This is a genomic window from Pseudomonas piscis (assembly GCF_009380155.1).
Classification (GTDB): Bacteria; Pseudomonadota; Gammaproteobacteria; order Pseudomonadales; family Pseudomonadaceae; genus Aquipseudomonas; species Aquipseudomonas piscis.
Window position 1 is genome coordinate 152,130 of record NZ_WHUV01000004.1, and the last position, 14,560, is coordinate 166,689.

Consider the following 14,560-nt stretch of genomic DNA (forward strand, 5'->3'; position numbering starts at 1 on the left):
ATGCGGTTTTGAATTACGATCATAATATTCACATGACGACCGCAATACTACAGGGAAGTAACCACGTGACGACAAGCGCATCCGACCTCCCTGGCGCGGGCGAGCAGCCGGCTCAAGCGACCCTGCGACGCAAGTTCCTGGTCTTCACCATCATGGCCTTCGGCATGTTCATGGCCCTGATCGACATCCAGATCGTGGCCGCTTCGCTCAACGACGTGCAGGCCGGCTTGAGCGCCGGTCCCGATGAAGTGAGCTGGGTGCAGACCGCCTACCTGATCGCCGAACTGATCATGATTCCCTTCTCGGCCTTCCTCGCCCAGGCGATTTCCACCCGCTGGCTGTTCGCGACCAGCGCGGCGCTCTTCACCTTGTTCAGCGTCGGATGCGGCATGGCCTGGAACATCGAGTCGATGATCGTGCTGCGGGCGCTGCAGGGCTTCACTGGCGGGGCCATGGTGCCGACGGTGTTCGCCGTCGGCTTCGTGTTGTTCGAGGGCAAGCAGCGGGCGATGGTCCCGGCCATCCTCGGCATGACCGCGGTCCTGGCGCCGACCCTCGGGCCCACCGTGGGCGGGCTGGTGACCTTCTACCTGGACTGGCGCTGGATCTTCTTCATCAACGTGCTGCCGGGCCTGGTGATCTGCATCGGCGCGGCGTTGTTGATCGATGTCGACCGTCCCGACCTGCCCATGCTGCGGCGCATCGACTGGCTGCATTTCGCGGCCATGGCCCTGGCCCTGGGCTGCCTGGAATACGTGCTGGAGGAGGGGCCGCGCAAGGACTGGTTCAGCGATACCGGGATCGTCATCTCGGCCTGGGTGTCCCTGGTGTCCTTCGGGTTGTTCATCGAGCGGTCCTTGTATTCGGACAACCCCATCGTGTCGTTGCGACCGTTTCGCGATCGGACCTTTTCCATCGCCTGCCTGCTCAACCTGGTGATCGGCTTCGGCCTGTACTCCTCGACCTACCTGGTGCCGGTGTTCCTGGGCCGGGTGCGCGGCTTCGACAGCCTGGAGATCGGCACCACGGTGTTCGTCGTGGGCATCGGGCAACTGTTCAGCACCATCATCGCTGCCCGGGCCTCGGAGAAGGTCGACCGGCGCCTGATCATCTCGGTGGGGTTCCTGGGCCTGGCCCTGAGCCTGTGGTTGACCTCGCGGATCACTTCCAACTGGGGTTTCGACGAGTTGCTGGTGCCCCAGGTGGCGCGTGGCCTGTTCCTGATGCTGTGCATCGTGCCCAGCGTCAACATGGCCTTGAGTTCGTTCCAGGGGGTGGAGCTGCGCCAGGCGTCCGGCCTGTTCAACCTGATGCGCAACCTGGGCGGGGCCATCGGTATCGCCACGGTCAACACCTGGCTGCAGGACGATGCGCGGACCCAGGTCCTGCACCTGTCGGAGTCCCTTGGCGCCAAGGCGGTGGCAGCCCAGGAACTGATGAGCGAGCTGGCGCTGAAGATCGCCGCCGACACCCCGGACCCCAGCCATGGCTTCCTCATGGCCCAGGGCATCCTCGGCCGGCTGGTGGGGCGCGAAGCCCTGACCCTGGCCTTTGGCGACGTGTTCCGGCTGATGGCCATGATGTTCGTGGTGGCGCTGCTGCTGGTGCCGCTGTGCAAGGTGCCCCCGGCCGCCCCCGCGGCCGAGGAGGAACGGTGAGCAGGGCTACATGATGGGCGGGCCGGACCTGGCCTTGCGCAGCTGGCTGGGGGTGCAGCCCATGTTTTTCCACATCAGCCGGCGCAGTGCGGTGGAATCGGCATAGCCCACTTTGAAAGCAACTTCTTCAATACTCATATTGGTTGTTTCCAATAAGCTCTGGACATGTTGCAGGCGAACTTTCTGGATGAAAGCCATGGGCGGTTTACCTGTGGCGCTGCGAATCCTGCGGGACAAGGTTTTCTCGGTGATTCGCAGATGTTCGGCGATAGTGCTCAGCGGAGGAACGTTTGGCAGGCAGTCTTCGATAAACTTTTCCAGCATCAGGACTTCGCGATTTTCTGTCTGCAAGTTCGATAAAGCCATGTAGTGGTATTGTGCGGGGCGCCCATCTATCAGCAAGTAGCGCATGGTCAGCTCAGCAACTTGATTGCCCATATTGTTGCGCAGGATATATAGCATCAAGTCCATTTGCGACATGCCGGCCCCGGCGGTAATCATATTTCCGTCATGAATAAGCATGCGTTTGGTATCGAGTATCGCCTCGGGATAACGCTGCTTGAAAGTGTCATACAGTTGCCAGTGGGTAGTGACGGTCCGGTCCTGCAGGATGCCCGCTTCGCCGAGGACGAAAACCGCCGAGCAGGAGGCCGCGGTCTGCTGCCCGCGCAGGTGGTGTTCGCGGACCAGCTTGCTCAGCTTGTGGATGTCGCCATGGTCGAGCCGGGAGAGGAGCTCCGTGGACAGACTCAGGCCTGGCTGGCGCTTTTCCGTACGGCAACCGAACAGATTCAGCTCCTGGGTGTTCTCCAGGCCCAGCCCGGGGATGACCAGCATACTGCCTTCGATGGCCTGGACGCGCTCCAGGGGCTGCGCATCCAGACGCATGCCGTTCCTCATTCTTACCGATTCGCTGCTGCCGATGATTTGCCAGGTGATGGTGGGCCGCCCCATGACTTCGGCGACCTGATTGGCGGTGCGCAACACGTCCAGCGTGATCGCGACACTCGACCCCATAGCTCCTTCCAGTGCGATAAGAGTGAGCACATCCATGTCCATTTTCTCCCTGTAACTGTCCATTTGCGCATTAGCAAAATATACAAGCCGGTGGCAGACTTCACAACGCATCCAGGTTTCACTATCTCTGCCCGCGTTAGTTGTCGCGGGACATAAAAATATGCAGTCACCAAGTGATTGCGTTGTTCTGTCAGCAAAATGACATCTTAACTACTGCCTCTGTAATAGCTCCCTGTCGTTGAGGGGGTGTTTGTTCGGTTCCTTAGTGCTGAAAATAATAAGTGACCATCAGGTCGATATAAGGCTCTCCATTTAAAAAGGATTTTGAATGAACTACGCCGTGCCTAGTGACTATCTAAGCGATGTCAATCAGACTTTCTCAGCACAACTAGCAGCCGATGATCAGTCGCTGGCTGCAAACCTGGGTATCGAATGTTTAAGTTCGGTTACCGAAGTGCTGGCCTACCGCGCCTGGCGCCAACCCGAGGCAATAGCCTTCATCCACCTGCTCGACGGCGAGCAGGAGCAGGTCGCCATCAGCTACGCGGAACTCTGGAAGCGTAGTCAACAACTGGCGGGTGCGCTGCAGATCTTCGAACCCCGGGGCAAGCGGGTGCTGATGCTGTTCGAAACCGGCATCGACTACATCGTTTCCCTCTTCGGCCTGTTCCTGGCCGGCGCCGTGGCGATCCCGGCGTTCCCGCCCGTGGGCACCCGGGGGCTGGAGCGGCTGGCGCTGATCTGTGCCGATGCGCATCCGCAGATCGTGCTCACCAGCGCACGCTTCATGCGTTCCCAGGAACGGGTGAACGCCCTGCTCAGCGGCGAGCTGCCGGCGCCGCAATGGGTCGACCCGGAGCAACTGGCCGCCACGGATTCGGCCTGGGGCGCCCGGGACATCCCTCCCGGCCAGTTGGCGCTGCTGCAGTACACCTCGGGTTCCACCTCGGCACCCAAGGGCGTGATGCTGACCCACGCCAATCTCTACAGTAATTGCCGCAGTGCCAGTCAGTGGATGGGCCCGGCGCAGCAGCGGGTGGGTTGCAGCTGGTTGCCGCCCTACCACGACATGGGCCTGATGGGCGGGATCCTGCAACCGATCTACGACGCTTTCCCGACTGTGCTCATCAGCCCCGGGCATTTCGTCCAGCGGCCGGTGCGCTGGCTGGATGCGGTGTCGCGCTTCGGCGCCAGCGTGACCATCGCGCCGAACTTCGCCTTCGATTTGTGCGTGGACAACATCAGCGATGCCGAGCTGGCCGCGCTCGACCTGAGCAAGCTCAAGGCCATCTATTGCGGGGCCGAACCGGTCCGGCAAGGCACCCTGGCGCGTTTCGCCGAGCGTTTCGCCGCCGCTGGTTTCGATCCGGCGGCCCTGGGGCCTTGCTATGGCTTGGCCGAATCGACGGTACTGGTCTCGGGCAAGCCCCATGACGAACCGGCATTCGGCGTCCAGGTCGACCGCGACCAACTGGCCACCGGCACCCTGGCGGTGGTCGAGGCCGGTCATGCCCTGGCCCTGCCGCTGGTCAGCAGTGGCCGGGTGGCGCCGGGCCTGCACCTGGCGATCGTCGACCCGGTCAGCCTGCTACCCGTGGCGGACGGCCAGGTCGGCGAGATCTGGGTCCAGGGCGGCAATGTCGGCGCCGGCTACTGGGGCAAGGAAGTACTGAGCGAGCAGGTGTTCCGCGCTCGCCTGCCGGGTGTCGAGGGGCACTTCATGCGCACCGGCGACCTGGGCGCGTTGCACCTGGGCGAGCTGTTCGTCACCGGGCGCCTCAAGGACCTGATCATCATCGCCGGGCGCAATCTTTATCCACAGGACCTGGAACTGGCGGTGGAGAGCGCCGACCCGCGCATTCGCAGCAATGGCTGCGTGGCGGTGGGCCTGGATAACGGCCAGCAAGAGCAATTGGCGATCGTGGCCGAGATCAAGCGCAGCGAGAAGCTCGACGAGGCCCAGCAGGAACAACTGCGCCAGGTGCTCACCAGCGCCCTGGTCAGCCAGTTCGGCGTGGCTCCGGCGCGCATTCACCTGGCGCCCATGGGCGGCATTCCGCTGACCACCAGCGGCAAGGTCCAGCGCCAGGCCACCCGCAAGGCCCTGCTCGACGGCAGCCTGGCGCGGTACGGCGCCGGACGTGCGGCGGCACAACCTCTCAAAACTGCTACGGATGCCCTGTCATGACCGCGATGAATCCTCCTGTCGATCGTACTGGCCAGCGCGAGCGCCAACTGGCTTGGCTGACTGTCGGCGTACCGGCGGTCGGCACCGTGGTCGCCCTGGTCCTGGCCTGGCACCAGGGGATCAGCTGGCTGGAAGTCGGCGCCCTGGCCAGCATGTACCTGCTGACTGCCCTGGGGGTGGAGGTGGGGATGCACCGCTTCTTCTCCCACCACGCGTTCAAGGCCGGCCCGGTGGTCACCGCGCTCTTCGGGATCGCCGGGTCGATGGCGGCCCAGGGGCCGATCCTGTTCTGGGCCGCGACCCATCGCCAGCACCATGCGTTCACCGACAAGGAGGGCGACCCACACTCGCCGCGCGCCCTCAAGGAAGGCCTGGCCGGCAGTCTCCAGGGGTGGTGGCATGCCCACCTGGGCTGGCTGTTCAGCCTGCGCAAGCAGAACTGGAGCCAGTTCGTCCCCGACCTGCTGCGCGATCGCCTGGTCATGCAGATCAACCAGCGCTACTACCTGTGGATCATCCTCGGCCTATTGCTGCCGACCCTGGTCTGCGGGCTGATCACCCGTAGCTGGGAAGGCGCCCTGAGCGGCCTGCTGTGGGGTGGCTTCGTACGGATCTTCCTGGTGGACCACGCCACCTGGTGCATCAACTCCTTCGCCCACAAGGTCGGCGGCCGCGATCACAAGACCCGGGACACCAGCCGCAACGTGTTCTGGCTGGCGATCCCCACCGTCGGGGGCGGCTGGCACAACAACCACCATGCCTTCCCGGCACTGGCCCATGCCGGCCTCAAGCCCTGGCAGCTGGATATCGGTGGGCTGTTCATCGAGACGCTGGCGCTGTGCGGGCTGGTCTGGGACGTGAAGCGCCCTGGCCCGAGCGCGGCGGCGGAACCTTCAGAAAGCTGATAGTCGGTACTCACCTCACAGGAAGCTATTCATGGACGAAATACTTTCAACCACGGCTACTCCCGAGATCGGCGGGGTTGCCCAACTGAGCCCCCAGGCGGCGAAAACCAAGGCGCGCATCGCCCTGGCCGTGATGCTGGTGCCGCTGTTCGGGACCTTCGAGGCCATCCGCCTGTGGGTCACCGGCCAGGCCCATGCCCTGGACTTCATCCTCTTCGGGGTGTTCTACGCGGTGCAGATGTTCGGGGTTTCCATGGGTTACCACCGTTACCTGGCGCACCGGGCCTTCAAGACCTCGCGGCTGATGAGCGGCTTGATGCTGATCGCCGGCTCGATGGCGGCCCAGGGGCCGATCCTGTTCTGGGTCACCACCCATCGGCGCCACCACACCTACAGCGACCAGCAGGGCGATCCGCATTCGCCCAACCTGCTGGGCGAGGACCGCTGGGGCCGGGCCAAGGGCCTGTGGCATGCGCACATGCCGTGGATGCTGACCCCGGACATCTCCAGCTGGAACTACTTCGCTCCCGACATCCTGCGTGACCGGCGGCTGTTCTTCTACAACCAGACCTACCTGCTCTGGGTGGTCCTGGGCGTGCTGCTGCCCGGTGCGATCGGCGGCCTGGTCACCCAGAGCTGGGAGGGCGCCTGGAGCGGCCTGATCTTCGGTGGCCTGGCCCGGCTGTTCATCGCCAACCAGGCGGCCTGGTGCGTGGGCTCGGTCTGCCATCGCTATGGTAGCCGGCCGTTCGTGACACACGACCAGAGCACCAACAACTGGTTCATCGCGTTCCTCACCTTCGGCGAGGGGCTGCAAAACAATCACCACGCATTTCCTGCCTGGTACCGGCATGGCGTGCATTGGTGGGAGCCCGACCTGTCGGGCTGGACACTGGCGTTAATGGGCAAGCTGAGACTGGTCTCAGACCTGCGTTCACCATCCCAGGCAATGATCGACAAGGTCCGTAAGCGTCAGGCCTCATCCTGAACAGCGGGATTCCCAGGTCGTACAACACCCCACTCATCAAGGAAGAAACCTATGTCCAACTTCATTTCCAATTTGCTGAGCACCTTGAGTTTTTCGGAGAAGAAACAGGCTCCGGTGGAACTCAACGAGGAAAACATCAAGCACTGGCTGGTGCAGCGCATGGCGACCCTGCTGAAGATCGAGCCGTCGCAGGTCGATACCGCGCGCACCTTCGAGGCCTATGGCCTGGATTCGCTGGTGGCGGTGAAGGTGGCGGGCGACCTGGAGAAGTTCATGGAACAACGCCTGTCGCCGGCGTTGCTGTTCGAATACTCCAGCATCGATGACCTGTCCAAATACCTGGCCAGTGAACTGACCACATCCGAAGTTTGACTTCGCAGGAGCTAGGCCATGGCCTTTGTACAGATGCCCACGCAAAAAACGGACAAATTCAACGAGCTGCTCCGACGTTCACAGGAGATCGAGGGCCTGCGTCTGACCGACGCCATTCCCAAGCACTTGTATACGCCCCGCGTCTGGCGCGGGATGCTCAGCTTCGTCGTCAGCTATGCGCTCTATATCGGCGCGGTGGTGGCGGTCGCCCATGTGCACTGGGCCTTCTACCTGCCGCTGTGGCTGATTGCCGGCCTGGGGGGCTGGGGCCTGTTCTGCGTGGCCCACGATTGCGGCCACAACTCGTTTTCCCGCAACCGCAGCTTCAACCACATCCTGGGGCACATCGCCTTGCTGCCCCTGCTGTACCCGTTCCACGGCTGGCGCCACATGCACAACATGCACCACGCCAACACCAACAACCTGGAGATGGACGTCGACTGGCGCCCGGTGCTGCGCGTGCAATATGACGCCATGCCCTGGTGGGACAAGCTGGTCTACAGCAGCACCCGCACCTGGCTGTTCTGGCTGGGGACGGTGAACTACCAGCGGCACTCGGGATTCCGGCCGGAGATGTTCCCCAAGCTCGAGGCGCGCAACGAAGTGCGTCGTTCGATCCTGTTCATGGCCGTGGCCGCGGTGATCTACCTGCCGACCCTGGTGTACTTCACCGGTTTCACCGGTCTGTTCCTGTACTTCGTCGCCCCGTGGCTGGCGATCCACGCCTGGTTCAGCCTGACCACCATGATGCATCACATCAGTGACGAGACTCCGTTCCTGACCAAGGAGCACTGGAGCTTCAACAGCAGCCGCCTGCTGCTGACCACCGACTACATGTATCCGAAGTGGCTGCTGTTCCTGACCCACTACATCTCGGTGCACACCGCCCACCACGTGGCGCCGATCATTCCCCACTACAACCTGCCCGAGGCCCAGGCCGCGCTGAAGTCCGCCTTCCCCGGGATGGTCCGGGAAAAACCCCTGACCGTGCAGGACGTCTGGCATGTGGCGCGCCATTGCCACCTGTACGATCCGGTCAACGGCTTCTACGAGTCCTTCGATCGGTCGCCGGCAGCAGGCGACACCCGCACCGGCTACAGCGGTCCGCTGACCATGAAGCAGCAGGCCCTGCGCAGCTACATGAGCGTGCTGGGCTCGCTGGCCCCCGATCGCGCCGGTGCCCGGGCCACCGACCTGTTCGGCTACACCCGCGAATACATCAAGCAGCCGGACAAGGAAATGAGCCCCCTGGGAGCCCAGCGCTTCCACATCAAGGGCATCCCCGGCGTTCCCCATGGCTACCAGTGGGGCACGGGCGAGCAGACCATCCTGCTGGTCCATGGCTGGGGCGCCGACAGCCGCAGCATGTACTCCTTCACCCGGGTACTGCAGCGCCAGGGCTTCAAGGTCGCGACCTTCGATGCGCCGGCCCACGGCATCTCGCCGGGCTCGCTGAGCACCATGACCGAGTTCAAGGACGCGGTAAAAGCCGCCATCGTCGCCCTGGGTGACGTGGTGGGCATCGTCGCCCATTCCCTGGGCGGTATCGCCGCTACCGGCGCCCTGGCCGAGCTGGCCGAGACCCATCGGATCAAGGCCATGTGCCTCCTGGGTTCGCCTGCCAACCTGCCGGTGGTGATCGATCGCTGGGCCAACGGCTACCTGCAGCTCAAGCCGCAGATCGTCCAGGCCATGCACCGCGAGCTGTGGAAGCGCAATGGCGTGCCGGTCCAGCACTGGGACATCCCTGCGCTGGGCAACGCCCTGCAACTGCCGATGCTGGTGCTGCACGACCAGGAGGACCCGACCGTGCCGTTCTGCGAGGCGCAGCAGATCACCACGCTGATGCCGTGGGCCAAGCTGGAGCCGGTATCCGGCCTCGGCCATGTGCGGATCCTCTCCGACGCCGCGGTGCTGGAGCAGGTGGCGCGGTTCCTCGCGGAGAACATCAAGGTGGCCGAAGTGGCCCAGGCCAGCGCATGAGAACGATATGACGACCTATGCTGAAAACGCTGTGGCCGAGTCCGGCCTGTGGATGTGCCTGATCTGCGGCTGGATCTACGACCAACGGCTGGGAGATCCGGATTCGGGGGTGCCTCCGGGCACTGCCTGGGACGACATCGCCGATGACTGGACCTGTCCTGAATGCGGCGTGGGCAAACTGGACTTCAACATGGTGAAGCTGTAACCCGACGCTTGAAATCTGTAGTCGATGAGGAAGGAAGATGGCGACTCAAGAACACCCGCCGGTGGCGGCCAGGGCCCGGCGCAGCAGTTTCAGGAAGATGCTGTTCAAGGGCATCTACAACACGGTCCTGGGCGCGCTGCGCTGCAGCTTCTGGATTGAGTCGCGGCTTCTTCCGCAGCGGGCTGCGCAGCGGGCGTTGAAGATCTTCACCACGCCACAGCGGCTGCGCCAGCATTTCCCGCAGACGCTGCCCAGTGCCACGGTGCAAGACCTGGAAACCGGGGACGGGCGCTTGCGCTGCTTCCGCTGGACGCCTTCGCAGGTTCGGCGCCGGGTGGTACTGGTACATGGCTGGAGTGGTGCCAGTACCCAGTGGCAGTACTTGATCCCGCTATTGCTGGAGCAAGGCTGCGAAGTCTTGTCCTTCGACTGCATCGGCCATGGCGGCAGCGGTGGCCGGCAGGCGTCGCTGCCGACCTTCGTCAGCATGCTCGACCAGGTCCAGCAGCAGTTGGGCCCCTTCGATACCGTGATCGGTCATTCCCTGGGTGGCGCCGCAGCGGGCTACGCTTTGAGCACCGACATCGGCAAGGGTTTCCAGCGCGCGGTGCTGGTGGCGGCGCCGGCCGACATTGAAAACGTTGTCCGGCGTTTCGCGGCGTTCCTCTGGATCAACGACGACGTCAGGCGGCGCATGCAACGCCTGGTCGAGCAACGCTATCAGAAAGACATGGGCAGCCTGGCGGTCAGCCGTTACGGCCAACAGGTAGACATCCCGGTGCTGCTGGTCCATGACCAGCAGGACCAGGAGGTTCCGGCAGACGACCTGCAATCCTTCGCCCAGGGGTTGCGGCACCGGCAGGTCCTGCAGACCCGCGGGCTTGGTCATCTGAAAATTCTCAAGGACAGGGCGACCATGGGAGCCGTGGTCGATTTTGTCTGTGCAAAGGACGGCAACCTATGAGTGAAAGTTACGATGTGATCGTTATCGGCGCGGGCCCCGGTGGTTATGTAGCCGCGATCCGCGCGGCGCAACTGGGACTGAAGACGGTCTGTATCGAGCGCTACAAGGGCAAGGACGGCAAGACCGCCCTGGGCGGTACCTGCCTGAACGTAGGCTGCATTCCCTCCAAGGCGCTGCTCGACAGCTCCCATCACTACTATGAGGCGCGCCACGGCTTCGAGGTGCACGGCATCGGCATCAGCAACCCGCAGATGGACGTGGCGACGATGCTGGCCCGCAAGGACAACGTGGTACGCAACTTCAACGGCGGCATCGCCTCGCTGTTCAAGGCCAATGGCGTGGCGGTGCTGGAAGGCCACGGCAAGCTGCTGGCCAACAAGGAAGTGGAGGTCACTGCCGCCGACGGCAGCACCCAGCGCATCAGCGCCGAGCACGTCATCCTGGCCCCCGGTTCGCAGCCGATCGACATCCCGGCAGCGCCCCTGACCGGGGAGGTGATCGTCGACTCCACCGGCGCCCTGGAATTCACCAGCGTGCCCAAGCGCCTCGGGGTCATCGGCGCCGGGGTCATCGGCCTGGAGCTGGGTTCGGTCTGGGCCCGCCTGGGAGCCGAGGTGACGGTACTCGAAGCCCTCGACAGCTTCCTGCCGGCGGTGGATGCGCAGATCGCCAAGGAAGCGCAGAAGATCCTCGGCAAGCAGGGCCTGGATATCCGCCTCGGCGCCCGGGTGACCGCTTCCGAGGTGCAAGGCGATAGCGTCAAGGTCAGCCTGACCGAGGCTGGCGAGGACAAGCAGCAGACCTTCGACCGGTTGATCGTTGCCGTTGGCCGGCGTCCCTTGACCACCGACCTGCTGGCCGCCGACAGCGGCGTGCAACTGGACGAGCGGGGTTTCATCCATGTCGACGGCCAGTGCCTGACCAGCGTTCCCGGGGTGTATGCCATCGGTGACGTGGTGCGCGGGCCGATGCTGGCGCACAAGGCTTCGGAAGAGGGCGTGATGGTCGCCGAAAGCCTTGCCGGGCATTCGCATCCGCTCAACTACGAGCTGATTCCCTCGGTGATCTACACCCACCCGGAAATCGCCTGGGTCGGCCAGACCGAACAGGCGCTCAAGGCCGCGGGCGTCGAGCTGAACATCGGCACCTTCCCCTTCTCCGCCAGCAGCCGGGCCATGGCGGCCAACGACACTGCGGGGCTGGTCAAGGTGATCGCCGATGCTGGCACCGACCGGGTGCTGGGCGTGCATGTGATCGGGCCCGGCGCCGCAGAGCTGGTCCAGGAAGGCGCCATCGGCATGGAGTTCGGCACCAGCGCCGAAGACCTGGGGATGATGGTGTTCTCCCATCCGACCCTGTCCGAGGCACTGCATGAGGCGGCGCTGTCGGTGAATGGCCACGCCATCCACATCGGCAACCGCAAGAAGAAACCGGCCGCCAGCGTCAACTAGCGAGCCGTGCCCGGCCCCGTGATTCAGCGGGGCCGGGACCTGTCAGCGCCGTCGCGTTTCAGCGGAAGAACGGCGCATCCCCGAGAATGGTCGCGCGCTGCATTACCCGGCGCTGTGGACGGTAGTCATCCACGGCGTAGTGCTGGGTCACGCGGTTGTCCCAGAACGCCACGTCGTTTTCCTGCCAGCGCCAGCGAATGGTGAATTCCGGGCGCGTGGCGTGGGTGAACAGCAGCTTGAGAATGGCTTCGCTCTCGCTGTCCGACAGTTCGTTGATCCGGGTGGTGAAGCCATCGTTGACGAACAGCGACTTGCGCCCGCTCACCGGGTGGGTGCGGATCACCGGGTGCGATAGCGGTGGGTTCTTGCGCCGGGTCTCTTCCCAGCGCGCCAGGTCTTCGGGGGTATTGCCGAAGCGCTCCAGGGGGAAGGACTTGATGAACTCGTGGGTGGCGGTCAGGCCTTGCAGCAGGTTCTTCATCGGTTCCGACAGCGCCTCGTAGGCAGCGATGCCGCTGGCCCACAGGGTGTCGCCGCCGAACTTGGGCAGCAGCTTGGCGCTGAGCACCGCGCCCAGTGCCGGGGTCGGCAGGAAGGTGACATCGGTGTGCCAGATGGCGTTGTCGCGCACATCGGTCTCGGCGGTGTCGAGGATCAGTACTTCAGGCTGTTCCGGTACGTTGGGGTAGATCGGGTGGATATGCAGGTCACCGAAGTTGGCGGCGAAACGCGCCTGCTGCTGCGGGGTGATCGGCTGATTGCGAAAGAACAGTACCTGATGCTCGAGCAGGGCTTGCTCGATGGCGTCGCGCTGCTTGTCGTCCAGGGGCTGGCTGATATCGATGCCGTCGATCTGCGCGCCAAGGGCGGAACTCAAGGGGGTGATGGTCAGGCTCATGCTGGTTCTCGTGTGCGGCGCCGAACGGTCGGCGTGGTCGGATTAGGTTTTATCTGTATCGATCTGAATGTTGCTGGCTTGCATGGGCCTGGTGGCCCCTGTCGAGCCATGGCGAGGCTGCGATCGAGCGCGTAGCTCTCGCAGCGATCAGCCAGGCAGGCCGCGGTGCATGGCTTGGCGTCTGCTGCGCAGCCGTACGCAGCCTCGCCAGAGCTCGGCAGCGGCTACAGACAGCCGACGCAGCAAGTAACGCGGTCGACGCAAGGCAGGCGCCAGTCAATGGCTCTGGCCATGCCAGGGCACCAGCTTGCGCTGCAGGGCCCGCAAGCCCATCTCCATGGCGAAGGCGATCACCGCGATCACCAGGATCCCCAGCACCACTACATCGGTGACCAGGAACTGCGCGGCGGACTGCACCATGAACCCAAGGCCGCTGGTGGCGGCGATCAGTTCGGCGGCCACCAGGGTCGACCAGCCCACGCCGAGGCCGATGCGGATTCCGGTGAGGATGTCCGGCAAGGCGCTGGGCAGGATCACATGGCGGATCAGCTGGACCCGGGTCGCCCCTAGGGACTGCGCCGCCCGCAGCTTGGCCGGGTCGACGGTGCGCACGCCGGTGGCGGTGGCGATGGCGATCGGGGCGAAGATCGCCAGGTAGATCAGCAGCACCTTGGACAGCTCGCCAATGCCACACCAGATCACGATCAAGGGCAGGTAGGCCAAAGGCGGGATCGGCCGGTAGAACTCGATCAATGGGTCGAGCACGCCCCGGGCGACGCGGTTGGCGCCGATGGCGATGCCCACCGGGATCGCCGTCAGCACCGCCAGGCCCAGGCCCAGGCCGATACGTTGCAGGCTCGCGGCCAGGTGCTGCCACAAGGTGGCGTCCATGTAGCCGCTGGTGGCCAGCAACCAGCCCTTTTGCAGCACGGCCCCAGGCGAGGGCAGGAACAGCGGTTCCACCAGGCCGCTGGCGGTGACCGCCCACCACAGCGCCAGCAGGCCGACCAGGGTCAGCACGCTGATCCAGCGGGTGCTCAGACTGCGCCGCGCCGGCAACGGCCTGGAGTGGGTCTCGTGGCTGGCGGTGGCGGGAATCTCGTAGCTGCTCATGGGCGCTCCTGCTGCTGGCTGCTGCGTTGGGAGAACACCCGCGCCAACACGTGCTCGCGGGTTTCGATGAAGCGTGGATCGGACTTGATCGCTCGGGCCGACTCGCCGGCGGCATACCGTTGGCCGAAGTCCAGGTGCAGGCGCTCGACGATCTGGCCCGGGTTGGGCGCCAGGAGAATCAGGTCGGTGGCCAAGAACACCGCTTCCTCGATGTCGTGGGTGATGAGGAACACTGGCTTGGCGGTACGTCGCCAGACTTGCAGCAACAGTTCCTGCATCTGCTCGCGAGTGAAGGCGTCCAGGGCGCCGAAAGGCTCGTCCATCAGCAGCAGCCGTGGATCGGCGGCCAGGGCGCGAGCCAGTCCGACACGTTGCTTCTGACCCCCGGAGAGCTGCCAGATGCGCCGCTTGTCGAAACCGGCCAGGTCCACCAGGGCGAGCATTTCCCGGGCCCGGGCTTCGCGCTTCCCACGCGGCACGCCAGCCAGCTCCAGGCCGAAGGCGACGTTGGCCAGTACGTCCTGCCAGGGCAGCAGGGCATCGTCCTGGAACACCACGCCACGCTCGGCGCCAGGGCCTTGCACCGGTACGCCATCGAGGCTGATGCGCCCGGCGCTGGGCTCGACGAAACCGGCGATCAGGTTGAGCAACGAAGTCTTGCCGCTACCGGAGGGCCCCAGGGCGACCAGCAGTTGCTGTGGCCCCAGGGTCAGGGAGATATCGGCCAGCACCGGTTCGGCGGCGCCGGGGTACTGTGCGCTGATGCGCTCCAGTTGTAGCAAAGCCATGACGGCTGTCTCCTTTGCGAACGCGCAGCC

Annotated in this window: 13 protein-coding genes; 9 read left to right on the top strand and 4 right to left on the bottom strand. The window is 64.4% G+C overall.

All coding sequences use genetic code 11. The features are described 5' to 3' along the window. The first annotated feature begins 65 nt into the window (after positions 1–65). A complete protein-coding gene (locus GDH07_RS22600) occupies positions 66–1,658 on the top strand; it encodes a DHA2 family efflux MFS transporter permease subunit (RefSeq protein ID WP_343038314.1) in 1,593 nt (530 codons plus the stop codon). A 6-nt stretch (positions 1,659–1,664) separates the two neighbouring features. Here the strand turns inward: GDH07_RS22600 and GDH07_RS22605 are convergent, their stop codons facing one another. Then, on the bottom strand, positions 1,665–2,711 hold the full coding sequence (locus tag GDH07_RS22605; protein WP_246196017.1) for a GlxA family transcriptional regulator: 1,047 nt from the start codon (positions 2,709–2,711) through the stop codon (positions 1,665–1,667). Between the two features lie 418 nt (positions 2,712–3,129). On the opposite strand from GDH07_RS22605, the gene GDH07_RS22610 reads away from it, so the two are divergent. The 8 genes from GDH07_RS22610 to lpdA are packed head-to-tail and all read left to right on the top strand — an operon-like array spanning position 3,130 to position 11,731. After that, entirely contained in the window at positions 3,130–4,863 is a 1,734-nt protein-coding gene (locus GDH07_RS22610; protein ID WP_343038315.1) for a fatty acyl-AMP ligase, read from the top strand. Further along, positions 4,860–5,768: an acyl-CoA desaturase gene (locus GDH07_RS22615; RefSeq protein ID WP_152898992.1), complete on the top strand. Its 909-nt coding sequence runs from the start codon at positions 4,860–4,862 to the stop codon at positions 5,766–5,768. The genes GDH07_RS22610 and GDH07_RS22615 overlap by 4 nt, the downstream gene beginning before the upstream one ends. Positions 5,769–5,799: 31 nt before the next feature. Continuing rightward, positions 5,800–6,756, top strand: a complete 957-nt coding sequence (locus GDH07_RS22620; RefSeq protein ID WP_022644194.1) for an acyl-CoA desaturase — start codon at positions 5,800–5,802, stop codon at positions 6,754–6,756. Positions 6,757–6,807: 51 nt separating this feature from the next. Beyond that, positions 6,808–7,128 (top strand): acyl carrier protein, encoded by a 321-nt coding sequence (locus GDH07_RS22625; protein ID WP_022644195.1) that lies wholly within the window; start codon positions 6,808–6,810, stop codon positions 7,126–7,128. Between the two features lie 18 nt (positions 7,129–7,146). Beyond that, the gene (locus tag GDH07_RS22630) at positions 7,147–9,111 is read left to right on the top strand and encodes an alpha/beta fold hydrolase (RefSeq protein ID WP_053132693.1); all 1,965 of its coding nucleotides are present in this window, start codon (positions 7,147–7,149) and stop codon (positions 9,109–9,111) included. 7 nt (positions 9,112–9,118) lie between these two features. Next, positions 9,119–9,316 carry a rubredoxin gene (locus GDH07_RS22635; RefSeq protein ID WP_022644198.1) on the top strand — a complete coding sequence of 66 codons (198 nt, stop codon included), beginning with the start codon at positions 9,119–9,121 and terminating at the stop codon, positions 9,314–9,316. Between the two features lie 37 nt (positions 9,317–9,353). After that, complete coding sequence (locus tag GDH07_RS22640; protein ID WP_178124108.1) at positions 9,354–10,280, top strand: alpha/beta hydrolase; 927 nt, start codon at positions 9,354–9,356, stop codon at positions 10,278–10,280. Next, a complete protein-coding gene (gene lpdA, locus GDH07_RS22645; protein ID WP_022644200.1) occupies positions 10,277–11,731 on the top strand; it encodes a dihydrolipoyl dehydrogenase in 1,455 nt (484 codons plus the stop codon). Before GDH07_RS22640 ends, lpdA begins: the two co-directional genes overlap by 4 nt. Positions 11,732–11,789: 58 nt before the next feature. On the opposite strand, the gene tauD is transcribed toward lpdA, so the two are convergent. The 3 genes from tauD to tauB form a co-directional block, all read right to left on the bottom strand. Further along, on the bottom strand, positions 11,790–12,629 hold the full coding sequence (gene tauD, locus GDH07_RS22650; RefSeq protein ID WP_152898993.1) for a taurine dioxygenase: 840 nt from the start codon (positions 12,627–12,629) through the stop codon (positions 11,790–11,792). Between the two features lie 276 nt (positions 12,630–12,905). Next, positions 12,906–13,742: a taurine ABC transporter permease TauC gene (gene tauC / locus GDH07_RS22655; protein ID WP_152898994.1), complete on the bottom strand. Its 837-nt coding sequence runs from the start codon at positions 13,740–13,742 to the stop codon at positions 12,906–12,908. After that, positions 13,739–14,530, bottom strand: coding sequence for a taurine ABC transporter ATP-binding subunit (gene tauB, locus GDH07_RS22660; RefSeq protein ID WP_085598131.1), 792 nt, complete (start codon positions 14,528–14,530; stop codon positions 13,739–13,741). The genes tauC and tauB overlap by 4 nt, the downstream gene beginning before the upstream one ends. Positions 14,531–14,560 lie beyond the last annotated feature (30 nt).